This window comes from Thauera sp. (assembly GCF_035444905.1).
GTDB lineage: Bacteria > Pseudomonadota > Gammaproteobacteria > Burkholderiales > Rhodocyclaceae > Thauera.
Window position 1 is genome coordinate 90,892 of record NZ_DAOMPS010000004.1, and the last position, 18,711, is coordinate 109,602.

At 67.3% G+C, this 18,711-nt stretch carries 15 protein-coding genes; 3 read left to right on the forward strand and 12 right to left on the reverse strand.

From position 1 onward, the window contains the following. Position 1: 1 nt before the first annotated feature. Genes PLC66_RS03170 through PLC66_RS03190 form a run of 5 tightly spaced genes read right to left on the reverse strand, consistent with a single transcriptional unit; the run spans position 2 to position 5,592 of the window. A complete protein-coding gene (locus tag PLC66_RS03170; protein ID WP_324537799.1) occupies positions 2-271 on the reverse strand; it encodes a K+/H+ antiporter subunit F in 270 nt (89 codons plus the stop codon). Further along, positions 268-792 carry a Na+/H+ antiporter subunit E gene (locus PLC66_RS03175; protein ID WP_324537800.1) on the reverse strand — a complete coding sequence of 175 codons (525 nt, stop codon included), beginning with the start codon at positions 790-792 and terminating at the stop codon, positions 268-270. The genes PLC66_RS03170 and PLC66_RS03175 overlap by 4 nt, the downstream gene beginning before the upstream one ends. After that, the gene (locus tag PLC66_RS03180) at positions 792-2,315 is read right to left on the reverse strand and encodes a monovalent cation/H+ antiporter subunit D (protein ID WP_324537801.1); all 1,524 of its coding nucleotides are present in this window, start codon (positions 2,313-2,315) and stop codon (positions 792-794) included. Before PLC66_RS03180 ends, PLC66_RS03175 begins: the two co-directional genes overlap by 1 nt. Further along, on the reverse strand, positions 2,312-2,731 hold the full coding sequence (locus PLC66_RS03185) for a Na+/H+ antiporter subunit C (protein ID WP_324537802.1): 420 nt from the start codon (positions 2,729-2,731) through the stop codon (positions 2,312-2,314). The genes PLC66_RS03180 and PLC66_RS03185 overlap by 4 nt, the downstream gene beginning before the upstream one ends. Continuing rightward, positions 2,731-5,592 carry a monovalent cation/H+ antiporter subunit A gene (locus tag PLC66_RS03190; RefSeq protein ID WP_324537803.1) on the reverse strand — a complete coding sequence of 954 codons (2,862 nt, stop codon included), beginning with the start codon at positions 5,590-5,592 and terminating at the stop codon, positions 2,731-2,733. Before PLC66_RS03190 ends, PLC66_RS03185 begins: the two co-directional genes overlap by 1 nt. A gap of 311 nt (positions 5,593-5,903) precedes the next feature. On the opposite strand from PLC66_RS03190, the gene PLC66_RS03195 reads away from it, so the two are divergent. Then, complete coding sequence (locus PLC66_RS03195) at positions 5,904-6,707, forward strand: IclR family transcriptional regulator (protein WP_324537804.1); 804 nt, start codon at positions 5,904-5,906, stop codon at positions 6,705-6,707. 13 nt (positions 6,708-6,720) lie between these two features. Here PLC66_RS03195 and PLC66_RS03200 read toward each other — a convergent pair whose 3' ends face one another. The 3 genes from PLC66_RS03200 to PLC66_RS03210 all read right to left on the reverse strand — a co-directional run bounded on the left by PLC66_RS03200 (position 6,721) and on the right by PLC66_RS03210 (position 11,509). After that, positions 6,721-7,848 carry a serine hydrolase gene (locus PLC66_RS03200; protein ID WP_324537805.1) on the reverse strand — a complete coding sequence of 376 codons (1,128 nt, stop codon included), beginning with the start codon at positions 7,846-7,848 and terminating at the stop codon, positions 6,721-6,723. A 163-nt stretch (positions 7,849-8,011) separates the two neighbouring features. Next, complete coding sequence (locus PLC66_RS03205) at positions 8,012-9,151, reverse strand: patatin-like phospholipase family protein (protein WP_324537806.1); 1,140 nt, start codon at positions 9,149-9,151, stop codon at positions 8,012-8,014. Positions 9,152-9,226: 75 nt separating this feature from the next. Further along, positions 9,227-11,509, reverse strand: a complete 2,283-nt coding sequence (locus PLC66_RS03210) for an NADP-dependent malic enzyme (RefSeq protein WP_324537807.1) — start codon at positions 11,507-11,509, stop codon at positions 9,227-9,229. 300 nt (positions 11,510-11,809) lie between these two features. Between PLC66_RS03210 and PLC66_RS03215 the strand changes: the two genes are divergently transcribed. Then, the gene (locus tag PLC66_RS03215; protein ID WP_324537808.1) at positions 11,810-13,657 is read left to right on the forward strand and encodes a phosphoenolpyruvate carboxykinase (GTP); all 1,848 of its coding nucleotides are present in this window, start codon (positions 11,810-11,812) and stop codon (positions 13,655-13,657) included. 102 nt (positions 13,658-13,759) lie between these two features. Next, on the forward strand, positions 13,760-14,932 hold the full coding sequence (locus PLC66_RS03220) for a pyridoxal phosphate-dependent aminotransferase (RefSeq protein WP_324537809.1): 1,173 nt from the start codon (positions 13,760-13,762) through the stop codon (positions 14,930-14,932). 61 nt (positions 14,933-14,993) lie between these two features. On the opposite strand, the gene PLC66_RS03225 is transcribed toward PLC66_RS03220, so the two are convergent. The 4 genes from PLC66_RS03225 to PLC66_RS03240 form a co-directional block, all read right to left on the reverse strand. Further along, complete coding sequence (locus PLC66_RS03225) at positions 14,994-15,833, reverse strand: transglycosylase SLT domain-containing protein (RefSeq protein ID WP_324537810.1); 840 nt, start codon at positions 15,831-15,833, stop codon at positions 14,994-14,996. A 296-nt stretch (positions 15,834-16,129) separates the two neighbouring features. Continuing rightward, positions 16,130-16,684 carry a 1,6-anhydro-N-acetylmuramyl-L-alanine amidase AmpD gene (gene ampD, locus PLC66_RS03230; RefSeq protein ID WP_324537859.1) on the reverse strand — a complete coding sequence of 185 codons (555 nt, stop codon included), beginning with the start codon at positions 16,682-16,684 and terminating at the stop codon, positions 16,130-16,132. Positions 16,685-16,761: 77 nt separating this feature from the next. Next, positions 16,762-17,073 carry a hypothetical protein gene (locus tag PLC66_RS03235; protein WP_324537811.1) on the reverse strand — a complete coding sequence of 104 codons (312 nt, stop codon included), beginning with the start codon at positions 17,071-17,073 and terminating at the stop codon, positions 16,762-16,764. A 563-nt stretch (positions 17,074-17,636) separates the two neighbouring features. Beyond that, complete coding sequence (locus PLC66_RS03240; RefSeq protein WP_324537812.1) at positions 17,637-18,692, reverse strand: porin; 1,056 nt, start codon at positions 18,690-18,692, stop codon at positions 17,637-17,639. Positions 18,693-18,711 lie beyond the last annotated feature (19 nt).

The following is an 18,711-nucleotide window of genomic DNA, read 5'->3' on the forward strand; positions in this document are numbered from 1 at the left end:
CTCACTCGATGACGTCGCCGCGCAGGATGAAGCGGCAGTAGGCGACGGTGGAGATGAAGCCGAACATCGCGAACAGCAGCGCGGCCTCGAAGAACACCGTGGTGCGCTGCTGGATCCCGAACAGGATGATCAGCGCAATGACGTTGATCACCATCGTGTCGACCGCCAGCACACGGTCCATCAGCGAGGGCCCGCGCAGCAGGCGCCACAGGTTGAGCAGCAGGGCGACCGAAACCGCGGCATAACCGAAGTTGAGGGCATGTTCGATCACGGGAAGATCTCCTTCAGGCGCGCCTCGTAGCGCGCCTTCATCTGGCGCACGGCCTCTTCGGCATCGGGCGCATCGAGACAATGCACCAGCAGGCTGCGGCCGTCGGCCGACAGGTCGCAGGACACGGTGCCGGGGGTCATCGTGATGGTGCCGGCGAGCACGGTGATCGCCTCGGGCGAGCGCAGCTCCAGCGGCAGCGTGACCCAGCGCACATGCAACTGGTCGGCGCGCCGGAACAGGATCAGGCGCGCGACCTGGACGTTGGCCACGACCACGTCCCAGGCCACCAGGGCCATGTACGAGAAGGCCTTGCCATAGGCCTTCACCGGCGGCCGTTCGGGCCAGAAGCTGCTGGTGGCGATCGGGATGATCAGACCCAGCAGCAGGCCCATCACCAGGCCACCGACGCTGAGGCTGTTGAGCAGCAGCATCCACAGGGTGAGGAGCACCAGCGTCAGCAGCGGGTGCGGCAGCCAGCGCTGGACGAAGCTGCGCGTGTCCGTATCGGGTCTGTCGGCCATCAGTGCACCCCTCCTGTCGTGCCGAGCACCGCGTCGATATAGCCTGCAGGCGTAAACACCTGTGCCGAGGCGAGTTCGAGCCAGGCGTGGACCGGGCCGGCGAACACCGTCAGCGCCGCCAGCCCGGCCAGCAGTCCGCCAACGGCGACGAAGGGCAACACCGGCGCCGGCCGGCGCAGCGGCGATGCCGGCGCCTCGAGCGCATGACTCTTCCAGAACACCAGGCTGCCGCCACGCGCGAAGCCGATGATGGCGAGCAGCGAGGTCGCCAGGATCAGCGCCCAGAACCAGTTCGCCTGCGGATGGCTGCGCACCGCGTCGAGGACCAGCAGCTTGCCGAGGAAGCCCGACAGCGGCGGCATGCCGGTGACGGCGATCGCGGCGGCGAAGAACAGTCCGGCGATCAGCGTGCCCTGGGCGAAGCGCGGCGCCTGCGCGAGGCGGTCCCGATGCACGCCGCGGCGCTCGGCGACGAGGTCCGCGATCAGGAACAGGGCTGCCGCGCCGAGGGTGGAATGCAGCAGGTAGTACAGCGCCGCGCTCATCGCCTGCGGGGTGAACACCGACACCGTGGCCAGCAGCATGCCCATCGAGCCGATCACCGCGAAGCTCGCCATCTGCCCCAGGCTGCGCGCGGCGAACACGCCGGTCATGCCCAGCACCAGGGTCAGCAGGCCGGCCGGCAGCAGCCAGGGCGCGGCTAGCCAGGCCGCCTCGCCGGCGTCGGCGCCGAAGGCGAGCACATACAGCCGGATGATCGAATAGGCGCCGACCTTGGTCATGATGGCAAACAGCGCCGCCACCGGGCCCGGCGCATTGGCATAGGTGCCAGGGAGCCAGAAATGCAGCGGCACCAGTGCCGCCTTGACGCCGAACACCAGCAGCAGCAGCACCGCGCCGGTCTGCAGCAGGGCCTGGTCGGCCGGGGCCACCTGCGGCACCTTGAGCGCCAGGTCGGCCATGTTGAGCGTGCCGGTGACGCTGTAGATGAGGCCGACGCCGATCAGGAACAGCGAGGAGCCGACGAGGTTGGTCACCACATACTGCACGCCGGCCTTCATCCGCAGGCCGCCGCCGCCATGCACCATCAGCCCGTAGGAGGCGATGAGCAGGATCTCGAAGAATACGAACAGGTTGAAGAAGTCGCCGGTCAGGAAAGCGCCGTTGAGGCCCATGAGCTGGAACTGGAACAGCGGGTGGAAATGCTTGCCGCGCTCGTCCCAGCCGCCGATGGCATACACCAGCACGCCCAGGCCGAGGGTCGCGGTCAGCACCAGCATCAGGGCCGCCAGGCGGTCGAGCACCAGCACGATGCCGAAGGGCGCCATCCATTCGCCGAGCGCGTAGGAGCGGATGGCGCCGTCGCTCGCCATCGCCAGCAGCACCAGGCCCACCATCAGCAGCAGCACGGTGGACAGCACCGAGAACACGCGCGACAACAGGCTGTCGTGGCGGGCGGCGACGACCAGCAGCGCGCCGAGCACGGCCGGCAGCAGGATGGGCAGGATCAGCCAGTGGTTCATGCGCTCTCCTCGACGGCGGCGGCGGGGCGGACTGCATCGCCCTGCTTGCGGCCAAGCAGCTTCCAGTCGTCGTCACGCGCCTCGGGCGACGCATCGCCCGGCAGGTCGACGTGGTCGTTGCCGGTCTCGAGGTAGGCGCGCAGCGCCATCACCACGATCACCGCGGTCATGCCGAAGGAGATCACGATCGCGGTCAGCACCAGGGCCTGCGGCAGCGGATCGGTATAGGCCAGCGCATCGGCGCTGATCACGGGTGGCCGATTCACCACCAGGCGGCCGGTGGCGAACAGGAACAGGTTGGTTGCATAGGTCAGCAGGGTCAGGCCGATCACGACCGGGAAGGTGCGCGCGCGCAGCACCAGATAGACGCCGGCGGCAGTCATTGCGCCGATCGCAGTGGCGATGAGGAACTCCATCAGCGGTACTCCTTGGCCGCGGGGGCGCTCGGGTCGACGTCCATCGCCATCTTGTTGACCGGGCGCTGGCCGGTCCAGCGCCCCATGCGGGACAGGTTGGCGAGCGCCAGCATCACTGCGCCGACGACGGTCAGGAACACCCCGGTATCGAAGGCCATCGCGCTCGCCAGCTCGAACTCACCGACCAGCGGCAGGTGCACATGGGTGAAGGCCGAGGTCAGGAAGGGGCGGTCGAGCACCATGGCGGCGATGCCGGTCGCCGCCGCGACCAGCACGCCCGCCCCGATCATGGCGTGGTACTTCACCCGCACCCGCTTCGCCGCCCAGCCGAAACCGCTCGCCATGTACTGCATGATCAGCGCGATCGACACCACCAGCGCGGCGATGAAGCCGCCACCGGGCTGGTTGTGGCCGCGCAGGAAGATGTAGGCGCCTACCAGCAGCGCCAGCGGCAGCATCACGCGGGTGGCGACCACCATGATGATCGGGTGGCGGTCGACCGACACCGGCAGATCCGGCGTCCACGCGCTGAGACGGCGGGCGACGCGGCCATGCAGCGCCCCATCGAGGAGCGCGTAGATGGTGAGCGCAGCGATGCCGAGCACGATGATCTCGCCGAAGGTGTCGAAGCCGCGGAAGTCGACCAGGATCACGTTCACCACGTTGGTGCCACCCCCGCCGCCGACCGAGTTCTCGAGGTAGTAGGACGACAGCGAGTTGCCGTCGCGGGTCATCATCGCCCAGCTCACGCCCGCCATGCCCACACCCGCGACCAGCGCCAGCACCCCATCACGCAGGTGGCGCAGGGGGTCGGCGCGCACGGTGGAGCTGATCGGGCTCTCCTTGGGCAGGAAGTAGAGCGCGAGCAGGATCAGGATGACGGTGGTGACCTCGACCGAAATCTGCGTCAATGCCAGGTCAGGCGCGGACAGGTAGATGAAGGCCAGGCACACGATCAGCCCCACCGTGCCCACCACCAGCACCGACAGCAGGCGCTTGCGGAAGAACACCACGGTCAGCACGCAGCCGCCGAGCAACAGCGCCCAGGCCACCACCGCCACCGGCTGCGCCGGCAGCAGCGTGCGCGTGCCGGCCTCGTGCGGTGCGCCGGCAAAGGCGATGAAGCCGGCCACGGCCATCGCCCCGATCGCAAACGCCAGGTAGCGCTGCAGCGACCCGTTGTGCAGGCCGTGGGTGAGGCGCTGCGCCAGCGCCAGCGCGCCACCGATCGCCGCGTCGAACATCGCCTTCGCCTCGGGGTGCGGGCCAGCCTGCCACAGGGCTCGCAGGCGCGGGTAGTAGTGCAGCGCCGTGAGGCCCACCACCAGCGCGATCCCCGACAAGGCGAGCGCCGGCGTGAAGCCGTGCCACAGCGCGAGGTGATAGTCCATCAGCTCGCCCCCCGTCACCGCGCGCGACACGATCGCCACCAGCGGGCCGGCCATGGTGTCGGGGAACAGCCCGATCAGCACCACCAGCACCACCAGCAGGGCCGGCGGCAGCCACATGCCGGCCGGCGGGTCATGCGGGGTGTGCGGGCAGTCGCTGCGCGGTGGGCCGAAGAACACATGCACGATGTAGCGGAAGGAATACGCCACCGAGAAGCAGGCCGCGAGCGTCGCCAGCGCCGGCACCAGCCAGGCCTGGCCGAGCCAGGCGGTGTCGACCGCCTCGTGCAGCATCATCTCCTTCGACAGGAAGCCGTTGAGCGGCGGCAGGCCGGCCATCGAGGCCGCGGCGACCATCGCCAGCGTCGCGGTGAGCGGCATCAGGTGCAGCAGCCCGCCGAGGCGCTGGATGTCACGCGTGCCCGCCTCGTGGTCGACGATGCCGGCGTTCATGAACAGGGCGGCCTTGAAGGTGGCGTGGTTGAGGATGTGGAACACTGCCGCCACCGCCGCCAGCGGCGTGCCGAAGCCGAGCAGCATGGTCACCAGGCCGAGGTGGCTGACGGTGGAGTAAGCGAGCAGGCCCTTGAGGTCGTCCTTGAACAGCGCGATCACCGCGCCGAGCAGCATGGTGACCAGGCCAATGGTGGCGACGATGTAGAACCACTCGGTGGTGCCGGCCAGCACCGGCCACATGCGCGCCAGCAGGAAGATGCCCGCCTTCACCATGGTCGCCGAATGCAGGTAGGCCGAGACCGGCGTCGGTGCCGCCATCGCATGGGGCAGCCAGAAGTGGAAGGGGAACTGGGCGCTCTTGGTGAAGCAGCCGGCGAGGATCAGCAGCAGCGCCGGCAGATAGAGCGGCGAGGCCTGGATCGCCTCCTTCTGGCGCAGGATGTCGGTCAGGTTGTAGGAGCCGGCGATGTCGCCCAGGATCAGCATGCCGGCGATCATCGCCAGCCCGCCCGCGCCGGTGACCGTGAGCGCCATGCGCGCGCCCTGTCGGCCCTCGGGCAGGTGCTTCCAGTAGCCGATGAGGAGGAAGGACGACAGGCTGGTCAGTTCCCAGAACACCAGCAGCAGCAGGACGTTGTCCGACAGCACGATGCCCACCATCGCGCCCTGGAACAGCAGCAGATAGCTGTAGAAGCTGCCCATCGGGTCGTCCTTGGCGAGGTAGAAGCGCGCATAGACGATGATCAGCAGGCCGATGCCCAGGATCAGGCCGGCGAAGAAGAAGCCCAGGCCGTCGAGGAAGAAGCTCGCGCTCAGGCCCAGCGCGGGCAGCCAGTCCCAGGACGCGGTCACCACCTCGCCGCGGAACACCGCCGGCGCATGGGACAGCAGCAGGGTGAAGGCGAGCAGGGAGAAGCTGAAGGTGCTGGTCGCGCAGGCATTACGGCCGGCACGCATCATCAACGCAGGAAACAGCGCGCCGATGAAGGGCAGCAGCACGATCAGGGCAAGGCTCATCTGGGCGTCCGGCGGGGAAGGAGAGAAAAAGGGATGCGAGGGTAACAGGCGGCGGGTCCGGCGCCGAGCGGGAAAGGTGCGCAAATACGCCTGGACAGGCCAGATCCGGCAGGAAGCCGCTGTGTTTCGGCGAAAGTATATATTCGAAGTGGGCCCGTCACCACACGGCACGGTATTTCACTAGGCGAAATCATCCCGCCCGGTTACCATTCTCCCGTCGTGCAGGCCGACCCCGCAGAAGGGGCACACCACCGCCTCCACGGCCTGCTCCGCAGCATTCCGAGTCGTCCATCGTTTTACCGAGTCCCGCCGTGTCCGCCACCAAGTCCGATCCTGCCGCCGCCCCGGATGGCAAAGCCTCGATCCAGGTCATCGAGCGCATGATGAAGCTGCTCGACGTGCTCGCCCAGCACGCCGATCCCGTGCCGCTCAAGCAGCTCGCACTGGAGACCGGGCTGCACCCGTCGACCGCGCACCGCATCCTGGCCGCCATGACGCACACCGGCTTCGTCGAACGCTCCGAGGCCGGCGTCTATCGCCTCGGCATCCGTCTGCTCGAACTGGGCAGCCTGGTGAAGTCGCGCATCTCGCTGCGCGAGACGGCCATGCCCTACATGCTGAAGCTTCACGCCACCACCGGCGAGAGCGTCAACCTGGGGGTGCGGGCAGGCGACGAGATCGTCTATGTCGAACGCACCTCGAGCGGACGTTCCTCGGTGCGCGTGGTGCATATCGTCGGCGCGCGCGCGCCCCTGCACACGACCGCGACCGGCAAGCTCTTTCTCGTCGAGGACGGCCTTGAGCGCATTCGCGACTATGCCCGCCGCACCGGCCTGCCTCCGTCCACCTCGGCCTCGATCACGACCCTGCCGGCGCTGGAGAAGGAGCTCGACCGCGTACGCCGCCACGGCGTGGCCTTCGACCTCGACGAGGTCGAAGCCGGCGTGCGCTGCATCGCCGCGGGCATCCACGACGACAGCGGCGAGCTGATCGCCGGACTGTCGCTGTCGACGCCTTCCGAGCGCTTCAACCCCGACTGGGCGCCGCTGGTGCGCGACACCGCCGAGGAAATCTCGCGCGCGCTCGGCTACCTGCCGGCGCGCAAGGAAGCCTGACGCGCTGGCCGCCTCAGCCGCCGGCGCGTTGCGGCGCGATCGCCACGCGCTGGGCCGTACTCTGCTCGAGCCACTTGCGCACGCGCTTGGCGTCGGCCGTGCGGGTATAGCGGCCGCTCGAATCCATCAGCACCATCACCACCGGCTGCTGGTGCAGCCAGGTCTGCATGACCAGGCAGCGCCCGGCCTCGGAGATGTAACCCGTTTTTGACACGCTGATCGCCCACTCCGGACTGCGCACCAGGCCATTGGTGTTGCCGAAACGCAGCGAGCGCCCGCGCACATCCACATAGCGCTCATGCGAGGTCGAGAATTCGCGGATCAGCGGGTAGGACGCCGACGCCGCGACGAGCTTGGCCAGATCCTGCGGGCTGGAGACGTTGGCCGGGTTGAGGCCGGTGCTGTCGTGGAAGCGCGTGTTCCACAGCCCGAGCAGCCTCGCCTTGACGTTCATCGCCGACACGAAGGCCTGCTCGCCGCCGGGGTAGTTGCGCCCGAGCGCGGAGGCGGCGCGGTTTTCCGACGACATCAGCGCCAGGTGCAGCATCTGCTCGCGCGTCAGCGTGGTACCCAGCCCAAGACGCGACCCCGTGCCCTTCAGGCGGTCGATATCGCCCTCGGTGATGGTGAGCGGCTCGCTCAGGCTCTGCCCGGCCTCGAGCACCACGATCGCGGTCATCAGCTTGGTGATCGAGGCGATCGGCAGCACCGTGGCGGCATTGCGCTCGAGCAGCACCTCGCCGGTGTTCTGGTTGATCACGTAGAAGGCGCTCGAGCCGAGCACCGGGAGACCGTTTGCATCGAGGGTGAGCGGGCTGTCCTGCTCCTCGCCCAGCGCGGCGGCAGGCGCTGCGGCCGCCGCGGCCGCGCCCGGCTTGCGCAGATTGACCTTCATCTGCTTGGCCACGGCCTTCTTGGCGACAGCCTTGTTTGCAGTCGCCTTCTTCGGCGCCGGCTTGGCCGCGGCCCTGGGCTTGACCGCCGCCTTCGGCTTCGTCGCGGTGCTCGCCTTGGCCGTCGCTGCGGGCTTCGTTGCCGCCGCCTTGGTGGTGGTTTGTGGTTTGCTGGGTGCGGCGCCGACGCCCCCCGCCTGCAGCGCGAACAGCGCGGCAAGGGTGGCAACGAGGATTCTGGGCTTCATGATGGGCGGCAAGCTCGAAAGTTGCGACGAACGGACTGGCGTTTTGATTTAAAAATAAGCAGATACAAAATGGATTTCAAGTAGTTTCGAAATCTTCTGTGGCATTTTCCCATATCGTGCGCGGCGCCGCCCGTCCTCACCACGGAAATTCTCACGCCCGACCTCAGACGATGCGCAGGAAGGCCTTCAATTCCGCCCTGCGCGCCATCGCGTCGTGGTAGCCGAGCTCGATCAGCGCGCGCGTGAATCCCGGCTCGAACAGCAGGTAGGACAGCAGGGTCGAGCCCTCGCGCCGCATCGTGCCCAGTCCGCGCAGCACGGTGCGCAGCAGGCGAGGCAGGCTGCCGCCATGGCGCCCGGCAATCGTGTCGAGACGTTGCGAAGGCTGGATCACCAGGGTCTCGATCTGGCGCAAGGGCATGCCCGCCGCCCGGCGCTGCGCCGGGTCGAGAAGGCCGAGGGTGTCGTTGATGCGCGCCAGGCGCTCGAGATCGACTGCGAGGGTGTCGAGGAAGATGCTCGACAGCGCATGACCGGCAATCTGCGCCGGCGAAGGGTAGCGTTCGGCGCGCTGGCGCCCTTCTTCGGCGGTGCGCCCGGCGCCGATCACCAGGATGCGCTCGGCGCCGAGATGGATGGCCGGGCTCACCGGCGCGAGCTGGCGCATCGAGCCGTCGCCGAAGTACTCGCGATGGATCTTGACCGCCGGAAACACGAAGGGCAGCGCGCTGCTCGCCATCAGGTGCTCGAGCTGCAACTGGGTGCGCACGCCCATGCGCTGCTCGCGTCGCCACGGATGGATGTCGAGCGAGCCCTGGAAGAAGGCCAGGCTCTCGCCGCTCGAATAGCCCGACGCAGTGACGCTGAGCGCATACAGCTCGCCGCGCTTGATGGACTGATCGATGGCGTGGAAGTCGAGCACGCGCTCGAGCAGCACCCGCAGCGGCGCATTGTCGAGCAGCGAGCGCGGGGTCTGCCGCAGCAGCCAGCCCCCGAACAGCGCCGAGCCCCAATGCAGTCCGCTGCCCAGCAAGGCCGGCGCATCGACCCGATACACCTGATCGACGTGCAGGTTGCGCCAGATGCGCTCGATGTGCTTGACCGCGCGATTGAAATCGACGACGTGCGAGGCGAGTGCGGCGGCATTGATGGCGCCGGCCGAGGTCCCGCACAGGATGGGAAAGGGATTGCCGGCACGCGCGCCACGCAGTTCGCGGATGGCACTGAGCACGCCCACCTGGTAGGCGGCACGCGCGCCGCCACCGGTCAGCACCAGCGCCGCCCGCCCCTCATGCATCGCCATCCGCCCTGCCCCCGGTCACGTCCTGCCACCAGCATGGGGCAGGACGTGACCGGCAGGCAAGGGCCTGGGCGATGCTCAGCCGGCCGAGCCCGCCTGCCCGGCCTCGACCACGGTGAGCGCGGTCATGTTGATGATGCGGCGCACGGTGGCCGAGGGCGTCAGGATGTGCACCGGCTTGGCCGCACCGAGCAGGATCGGGCCCACTGTCATGCCCTCGCCCGCCGCGTTCTTGAGCAGGTTGAAGGCGATGTTGGCCGCGTCCAGCGTCGGGAAGATCAGCAGGTTGGCGTCCTCGCGCATCTTGGCGTTGGGGAAGATCTGCAGGCGGTGCTTGGCGTCGAGCGCAGAATCGCCGTGCATCTCGCCCTCGACGGCCAGCTCCGGGTGCTGCTCGTGCAGCATGCGCAGCGCGGTGCGCATCTTGTCGGCGGTCGGCGAATCGGCCGAACCGAAGGACGAATGCGACAGCAGCGCGACGCGCGGCTCGATGCCGAAGCGCTTCATCTCCTCGGCCGCCAGCAGCGTCATCTCCACGATCTGCACCGGCGTCGGGTCGTAATTCACGTAGGTATCGGCAAGGAACAGCGTACGCCCGGGCAGGTTCAACAGGTTCACCGTGTACAGGTTGTCGACGCCCTCGGCGCGGCCGAGCACGGTCTCGACGAATTCGCGATGCAGCCGGTGCATGCCGTAAGTGCCGCAGATGAGGCCGTCGCCGTAGCCGAACTTGAGCAGCAGCGTGCCGATCAGCGTGGTGCGGCGGCGCACTTCCTTCTTCGCGTACTCGACTGACACGCCGCGGCGCTCCATCAGGGCGTGATAGTGCTGCCACAGCTCGTTGAAGCGCGGATCCGAGTCCGGGTTCACCAGCTCGTAGTCGCGCTCGGCCGCCATGCGCAGGCCGAAGCGTTCGATATTGCCCTTCACGATGTCGGGGCGGCCGATCAGGATCGGACGCGCCAGGCCCTCGTCCACCACCTGCTGCACCGCGCGCAACACCTTCTCGGATTCGCCCTCGGAGAAGATGATGCGCTTGGGCGCCATCTTCGCCGCGGCGAACACCGGCTTCATGATCAGGCCGGAATGCCACACGAAGTTGTTGAGCTGGCCGCGGTAGGCGTCCCAGTCGGTGATCGGGCGCGTGGCCACGCCCGAGCTCATGCCCGCCTCGGCCACCGCGGGCGCGATCTTGACGATCAGGCGCGGGTCGAAGGGGCGCGGGATGATGTATTCGGGACCGAAGCCGCCGACCTTCTCACCGTAGGCGGCGGCGACGATGTCGCTCTGCTCGACGCGTGCGAGCTCGGCGATCGCCTTCACCGCGGCGAGCTGCATCTCGTCGGTGATCGTGGTCGCGCCGACGTCGAGCGCACCGCGGAAGATGAAGGGGAAGCACAGCACGTTATTGACCTGGTTCGGATAGTCCGAACGGCCGGTGGCGATGATGGCGTCGCTGCGTACCTTCTTCACTTCCTCGGGCAGGATCTCGGGCGTGGGGTTGGCAAGCGCGAGGATCATCGGGTTGGGCGCCATCTTCGCGACCATCTCGGGCTTGAGCACGCCGCCGGCCGACAGCCCCAGGAACACGTCCGCCCCCTCGATGATCTCGGCGAGCTTGCGTGCATCGGTCTTCTTGGCATAGCGCGCCTTGATCGGATCCATCAACGCAGTGCGGCCCTCATAGACCACGCCCTCGATGTCGGTGACCCAGATGTTCTCGACCGGAATGCCGAGCTTGACCAGCAAGCCCAGGCAGGCCAGCGCCGCAGCACCCGCGCCCGAGGTCACCAGCTTGACCTTGTCCAGCGCCTTGCCCTGCAGGTGCAGGCCGTTGAGCAGTGCGGCGCCGACCACGATGGCGGTGCCGTGCTGGTCGTCGTGGAAGACCGGGATCTTCATGCGCTCGCGCAGCTTCTGCTCGATGTAGAAGCACTCGGGGGCCTTGATGTCCTCGAGGTTGATGCCGCCAAAGGTGGGCTCGAGCGCGGCGATCATGTCGATCAGCTTGTCGGCGTCGGGCTCGTCGATCTCGAGGTCGAAGACGTCGATGCCGGCGAACTTCTTGAACAGCACGCCCTTGCCTTCCATCACCGGCTTGGCGGCGAGCGGGCCGATGTTGCCCAGGCCGAGCACCGCGGTGCCGTTGGTGACCACGCCGATCAGGTTCGAGCGCGCGGTGAGCTCGGCCGCCTGCGCCGGATCCTCGACGATGGCGTCGCAGGCCGCGGCCACGCCCGGCGAGTAGGCGAGCGACAGGTCGCGCTGGTTGGACAGCACCTTGGTGGGCGTGACCGAGATCTTGCCCGGGCGCGGATAGCGGTGATAGTCGAGCGCAGCCGCGCGGATCAGTTCGTCCATTCTTGTCTTCCCCTCTCGTCTGGTAATGATGTTGCCCTCGTGCGCCGGCCATGGCGCCTCGGCGCCCGAGAGCATACCGCGAAACGTGACTTTACCGCATTGCGAAAACAAAAACTGCGATGTGAAAAATACGTATATTCGCCCCGTCAATCTTCATGATAGACACCCAGGCCCTGATCGGAAGCAGCCGGCCATGGCATAATTATGAGCTTTCGCAGCCCGCCGGCCAGGCAGCACCCTGCATCGCGATGGCCGACCGACGGGGATGGTTTCGCATCACAGCACGGGAGAGCTGTACACATGTCTCAGAACCACGCCCAGGCGGCCATTGCGGCCGCCCCTGACTACGTCCGCCACGAAGGCCTCAAGAAGTGGGTCGGCGAAATCGCTGCGCTGACCGAGCCCGACCGCGTGGTCTGGTGCGACGGCTCGCAGGAAGAGTACGACCGCCTGTGCGCCGAGATGGTCGAGTCCGGCATGCTGATCAAGCTCAACCCGGAAAAGCGCAAGAACTCCTACCTGGCCTGGTCCGACCCCTCCGACGTCGCCCGCGTCGAGGACCGCACCTTCATCTGCTCGCAGGACAAGGCCGACGCCGGCCCGACCAACAACTGGGAAGACCCGGCCGTGATGCGCGAGACGCTCAACGGCCTGTTCAAGGCCTCGATGCACGGCCGCACCATGTACGTGATCCCGTTCTCGATGGGCCCGCTCGGCAGCCCGATCGCCCACATCGGCGTCGAGATCTCGGACAGCCCCTACGTCGTCACCAACATGCGCACGATGACGCGCATGGGCCGTGGCGCGATCGAGGTGCTCGGCAGCGACGGCGAGTTCGTGCCCTGCGTGCACACCGTCGGCGCCCCGCTCGCCCACGGCGAGAAGGACAGCCGCTGGCCGTGCAACCCGACCACCAAGTACATCGTGCATTACCCCGAGACGCGCGAGATCTGGTCCTACGGCTCGGGCTACGGCGGCAACGCCCTGCTCGGCAAGAAGTGCTTCGCGCTGCGCATCGCCTCCACCATGGCGCGTGACGAAGGCTGGCTGGCCGAGCACATGCTGATCCTCGGCGTCGAATCGCCACAGGGCGAGAAGACCTACGTCGCCGCCGCCTTCCCGTCGGCCTGCGGCAAGACCAACTTCGCCATGCTGATCCCGCCGAAGAGCTTCGACGGCTGGAAGATCACCACGGTCGGCGACGACATCGCCTGGATCAAGCCCGGCCCCGACGGCAAGTTCCGCGCCATCAACCCCGAGCACGGCTACTTCGGCGTCGCCCCCGGCACCTCCGAGAAGACCAACTTCAACGCCATGGCGACGTTGAAGGAAAACATCATCTTCACCAACGTGGCGCTCACCGACGACGGCGACGTGTGGTGGGAAGGCATGAGCAAGCAGGCCCCGTCCCACCTGGTCGACTGGCAGGGCAAGGACTGGACGCCCGAGATCGCCGCCGAGACCGGGCGCAAGGCCGCCCACCCCAACGCGCGCTTCACCGCTCCGGCCAGCCAGTGCCCATCGATCGACCCGGCCTGGGAAGACCCCGCCGGCGTGCCGATCTCGGCCTTCATCTTCGGCGGCCGCCGCGCCACCACCGTGCCGCTGGTGTACCAGGCCTTCAACTGGAACTTCGGCGTGTACATGGCCTCGACGCTCGGTTCCGAGACCACCGCCGCCGCCTTCGGCGCGCAGGGCGTGGTGCGCCGCGACCCCTTCGCGATGCTGCCCTTCTGCGGCTACCACATGGGCGACTACTTCAACCACTGGCTGCGCATGGGCCACGTCGTCGAGGACACGCCCAAGATCTTCTGCGTGAACTGGTTCCGCATGAACGACAAGGGCGAATTCATGTGGCCCGGCTTCGGCGAGAATATGCGCGTGCTGAAGTGGATCGTCGAACGCTGCCAGGGCAAGGTCCAGGCCAAGGAGACGGCACTCGGCTGGATGCCGCGCTTCGAGGATCTGGACTGGACCGGCGCCGACATCAGCCGCGAGGCGTTCGAGGCCCTGACCAAGGTCGACGCCGACGCCTGGCGCACCGAGCTCAATTCGCACAAGGAGTGGTTCGACAAGCTGCAGGACCGCCTGCCGCGTCAGCTCGTGTTGAAACGCGAGCTGTTCGAACTGGCGCTCAACTCCGACTGAGCCCTGCCCCTCGCCCGACCGAAAAAGCGCCGCCGGTCGGCGCTTTTCCTTTTCAACCCCGTATCCTTGCGCACACCGCCGCCAAGCTCCAAGGAGCCCGCCATGCACACGCTTTCCCGCCGCGCCACCGAGATCCAGCCCTTCCACGTCATGGAGCTGCTGCGCCGGGCGCGCGAGCTCGAGGCGCAGGGGCGGGACATCATCCACATGGAGGTCGGCGAGCCGGACTTCGCCACGCCGCAACCCATCATCGAGGCGGCGACGCGCTTCATTGCCGCTGGAGACGTGCATTACACCCCGGCGCTCGGCCTGCCTGCGCTGCGCGAGGCCATCGCGCGCTTCTACCACGACCACCTCGATGCCGAGGTCGCGCCCGAGCGCATCATCGTCACCGCCGGCGCCTCGGGCGCGCTGATGCTGGCCCTGGCGGCGACCACCGACCCCGGCGACGAATGGCTGTTGCCCGACCCCGGCTACCCCTCCAACCGCCACCTGGTGCGCGCCTACGAAGGGGTGGCTCGCGCGCTGCCGGTGGATGCGCAGACGCGCTACCAGCCCACCGCCGCCCAGGTCGACGCCGCCTGGGGCACACGCAGCCGCGGGCTGATGGTGGCCACGCCCTCCAACCCGACCGGCACGCTGCTCGATATCGACGAGATTGCTGCACTGCACCAGGTCACCCACCGGCGCGGCGGGCTGCTGCTGGTGGACGAGATCTACCAGGGCCTGAGCTATGGCGTGGACGCGGCCACGGCGCTGTCGAATCCCGTCCTCAATGCGGCGGACGACGTCTTCGTGGTCAACAGCTTCTCCAAGTATTTCGGCATGACCGGCTGGCGCCTGGGCTGGCTGGTGGCCCCGCCCGCCTATGTGCGCGAGATCGAGAAGCTGGCGCAGCACTTCTTCATCTCGCCCTCCTCACCGGCGCAGCACGCCGCGCTGGCCGCCTTCGCGCCGGCCACGCTGGAGATCCTGGAAGCGCGGCGGGCAGAGTTCGCGGCAAGGCGCAACACCTTGCTGCCGGCCCTGCGCGACATCGGCTTCACCATCGCCACCGAGCCGCAAGGCGCGTTCTACATCTACGCCGACGTCTCGCCGCTGGCGAACGACTCCGAAGCCCTGGCGCGGCGCCTGATCGAGGAAGCGGGCGTCGCAGCCACGCCGGGCCTCGACTTTGGCCACCATCTGCCGCGACGCCACCTGCGCATCGCCTACACGACGCGCAAGGAACGCCTGCTCGAGGCGGTCGAACGGATCAGCGCCCTGCGCGCCTGAAGCGGCGCAGGGCGCCGAGCCGGTGTGCTGAAGTGCGCGCGGGCGCGCCGCGCGGCAAGAGTCAGCCCGCCTGTTCCAGGCTGGTGCGCGCGGTGTCGCGGCCGGCGATCGTCATCAGGCGCTTCTTCAGCGCCATGACCTTGCGCGTATACCGTGCCTGCGGGTCCTTCAGCGCGCCGTTGTAGTACTGCAGCGCGCGCTGCAGGCTGCCGTAGCGCTGCAAGCCCTCGTGCAGCACCAGCGTGCCGACGCGGACATTGACCTCGGGGTCGAACAGCACGTTCTTGCCGCGATGGGGCGCAATCTTGTCCTGGTGGTAACGCGGGATCACCTGCATCAGGCCTTGTGCACCCATGTTGCTGACCGCACGCGGATTGAAGCTGGACTCGACGGCCATGATGGCGACGATCAGCAGCGGGTCGAAGCCGAGCTCCTGCGCCGAGGCCTCGGCCGCGGCCAGGGCGGGCACGATCGCCGTCTCGGAGACGCGATAGGTGTCGGTGATCCAGTCACGCACCTTGGCCATCTCGAGCGACAGTTCACCCTCTTCCTGGGCGAAGGGATCCTCCGCCAGCGCGGCCAGGCCCTTGACCTCGAGCCTCACCGGGCTGTGCACGATGCGCGGTGCCGGCTCGACCGGGGTGAGCGCGCTCACCGGCGGCACCACACGGTCGCTGGCCGTCGCCGCCATCGCGAGCTCGGCCGCCGTGGGCGTGATCGCGGTCGGCTCTTGAGCCGCAAGCGAGAAGGTTTGTTCGAACTGCAGGCCCGTCCAGTCGCCATCGGTCGCCACATGGGCCATGCCCATCAGACCGAGTGAAAGAACCCCTGCATGTGCCACGCTGAGCGCGACACCGCCCGCCTGACGCGCGAGCGCGTTGAATCGAGTTGCGTGTTTCATGGTGTCCTCCGTGCTGTGGCCTGAGCTGCTGCCATGACCTCGCCCGCTTGGGGCTCAGATCGACGCTGCCGGTTGGGACAGCGCGCACGTCGCGCGGCGGATAGGCCACGTCAGCGGGCAAGCAGGCTCGGTCGCCAGTAGGTGTTCAAGCCCATCGCCGCAACCAGACGACGGACCCCGCGGTGCGAGCGTCCATGAAACTGTCACCAACCCTCAGGAGGGCGGCGCCGCACCGTGATTAATAAAAATGTTGCAACGCAACACCGGGCGAATTCTATGCGCGGACAAACATTTTGTCAAAACTTGACATGGGAATGCGCGCCTGCCCGTCTGTCATTGCCGCCGGAAAGCAGGCTTTCGAGCCGCTCCCAGTCGAAGAAAGGACCGGGATCGGTCTTGCGCCCGGGGGCGATATCGGAGTGCCCGACCACGTCGGCGATCGGGTAACGCGCCCGCAGGGCATCGATCAACCGCGCCAGGGCGGCATACTGTGCCGGCTCGAAGGGCTGCGTGTCACAGCCCTCCAGCTCGATGCCGATCGAGAAGTCGTTGCAGACCTCGCGCCCCTGCCAGCACGACACGCCGGCATGCCACGCACGGCGCTCGGGATCGACGAAACACAGCGTCTCGCCATCGCGGCGGATGAAGTAATGCGCCGACACACGCAGCTGGTGGATGGTGGCGTAATAGGGATGGGCGTCGGGGTCGAGCGTGTTGGTGAACAGCTGCTCGACGCCCGGCCCGCCGAACTCGTCCGGTGGCAGGCTGATCGCATGCACCACGATCAGGCTCACGGCCACGCCGGCCGGGCGCGCATCGTGGTTGGGCGACGCGCACGTGCGCAACGCCAGCTGCGCCAGTTCCTCGACCGGCGCCGGCCCCGTCTCCTGAAGATCTCGAATCACGCCACGCTCAGCCTTTCACACGCTCAGCGCCGGGTATCGACATAGCCGATGCTGGCCTGCGGCGCATTGTTGATCACATCCCAGCCCACCGTCGCCGCACCGTTCTGGAAGGTACGCCCGACGCCGAGGTCGAGGCCGACACGGTTCATCATCGGGTAGTAGTTCGCCCCCACCGAGGCCACGGTACGGTCTTCGCGGTCGCTCGACAGCACCTTGACGGACAGGCCCGGGCCACCGCCGCCGAAATTGTAGTTGATGCCGAACATCACGGCGGGGTCGGCCTGCGCGGTGGTGGCGGCAAGGGCGAGGATCGAGGCGGTGAGCAGCTTCTGCATCGGGATCGTCTCCGGATCGGGTTTCGGAAAGGCTGCGCCGTAGGCGCGCGCCGAAGGATGACCACGGTGACGGTGAAAAGTTGGCTACGAACGGGGGACTGAGGCCACACCTCGATGCCAGCAGCCCCTCGGTTAGCAAACGACAGGCCTTCCCTTCGCTACCGCCATGCCTTATGGCCGGAACACCTCGATGCCGAGTTGCTCGACATGGCGGTAGCGACGATCGTTGGCCGTCAGTAGATCGAGTCCACGTTCGAGCGCCTCGGGGTAGGACGCGCACGGGATACTCCTTCCGAGGCTGCACCGCTGCGCGGTGCTTTGCTGAGGGTACGCAAATGAGCGCCATCGCTGCGCTCGGCTCGGACAGTCCTCGCCTCTCCAGGAACACCGCGCACGCATCCTGGAATCGTTGTCGCCGCTCAACGCGGGGAAGAGTTGGGTCTGTCCCCTGTTTCCTATTTCCCTAGTTATCGAGCGGCACCATGCCCCGTCCGTTGAGAACGTAGTAAACGACGAAACGGGCCCGAAGGCCCGTTTCTCTTCAAACCTGTCGAGGAGACAGATTAGAAGGTGTGACGGATGCCAGCCACGAACAGGTCGGAATCTTGACCCAGGTTACCAACAGTCGGAGCCGCGACAAGGCCATAAGCCTTAGTAGCGCTTTCGTTCTCGGTGCTGTTGTAGCCAACGTAGGCGGTGGTGCGCTTCGACAGGGCGTGCGTGTAAGCCACGGTCCAGCTTTCGGCGCCACGGTTGTTGTCGAGATCGACTTCGCCGTAGCCGACATGGACGTTGCCAGCCGCGCCAACCGGCACGATCACACCAACTTGCCACAGGTCACCGTCAATGTTTGTGGTGCCGAGGCCCTCAGCGTCCTGGTACGAACCAGCCACGGTCAGGAAGCCGAAGTCGTAGCTGGCGCCAAGGCCCCATTCCTTCTGGTCATCAGTGGTCTTCTGCACCACCTGATAAACGGCACCCACCTTCAGCGGGCCGTTGGAATAGTCGAGGCTCAGGCCATAGGCGTCGTCATCTTCCGGGTTCATGCTGGTTTCAACCGTATTGGCCGAGTAGATGCCACGAACGGTCAGACCCGAGAAGCTGCCGGTGTAGGCCAGCGAGTTGTTCCAGCGCGCAGCGCTGTTCGGGGTGATGGTCATGCCGGCGCCGTTCGACAGGATCGACTGCGGCGACACCAGGGCGCCGAGGACGGCGTCGTAGTTGAAGAAGTAGCCAGGAGCATACTGACGGCCGAGGCTGACGGTACCGAAGGCGCCGCCGACACCGACGTAAGCCTGACGCGAGAAGACCGAGTCACGGTCGCCGGCGTTCGTACCCTCGGTAGCGGACACCGACGGGCTCGCAACGCCATTACCGATGTCGAAACCCTGCTCCAGCACGAAAACAGCCTTCAGGCCGTTGCCCAGATCTTCGGTGCCGCGGAAGCCGATGCGGCTGCCCGACAGGACGCCATTAACCACGCCCTGGAAGTCGTTGTCGCCGTGCTCACCGATACCGATGGCAGCGTCAGCCACACCGTAGATGGTCACGTTCGACTGAGCGAAGGCCGGGGCCGAAACGAGGCCAGCAACAGCCAGCGCGATCAGTTTCTTCTGCATATGTTTCTCCTCAAATTTG

Bases quoted from the DNA above. Each gene is read 5' to 3' on its own strand.
- PLC66_RS03180 (WP_324537801.1), bottom strand. From the start codon at position 2,315: ATGAACCACTGGCTGATCCTGCCCATCCTGCTGCCGGCCGTGCTCGGC.
- PLC66_RS03240 (WP_324537812.1), bottom strand. From the start codon at position 18,692: ATGCAGAAGAAACTGATCGCGCTGGCTGTTGCTGGCCTCGTTTCGGCC.
- PLC66_RS03205 (WP_324537806.1), bottom strand. From the start codon at position 9,151: ATGGCGATGCATGAGGGGCGGGCGGCGCTGGTGCTGACCGGTGGCGGC.
- PLC66_RS03190 (WP_324537803.1), bottom strand. From the start codon at position 5,592: ATGAGCCTTGCCCTGATCGTGCTGCTGCCCTTCATCGGCGCGCTGTTT.
- PLC66_RS03175 (WP_324537800.1), bottom strand. From the start codon at position 792: ATGGCCGACAGACCCGATACGGACACGCGCAGCTTCGTCCAGCGCTGG.
- PLC66_RS03210 (WP_324537807.1), bottom strand. From the start codon at position 11,509: ATGGACGAACTGATCCGCGCGGCTGCGCTCGACTATCACCGCTATCCG.
- PLC66_RS03185 (WP_324537802.1), bottom strand. From the start codon at position 2,731: ATGGAGTTCCTCATCGCCACTGCGATCGGCGCAATGACTGCCGCCGGC.
- PLC66_RS03200 (WP_324537805.1), bottom strand. From the start codon at position 7,848: ATGAAGCCCAGAATCCTCGTTGCCACCCTTGCCGCGCTGTTCGCGCTG.
- PLC66_RS03225 (WP_324537810.1), bottom strand. From the start codon at position 15,833: ATGAAACACGCAACTCGATTCAACGCGCTCGCGCGTCAGGCGGGCGGT.
- PLC66_RS03220 (WP_324537809.1), top strand. From the start codon at position 13,760: ATGCACACGCTTTCCCGCCGCGCCACCGAGATCCAGCCCTTCCACGTC.
- PLC66_RS03235 (WP_324537811.1), bottom strand. From the start codon at position 17,073: ATGCAGAAGCTGCTCACCGCCTCGATCCTCGCCCTTGCCGCCACCACC.
- PLC66_RS03215 (WP_324537808.1), top strand. From the start codon at position 11,810: ATGTCTCAGAACCACGCCCAGGCGGCCATTGCGGCCGCCCCTGACTAC.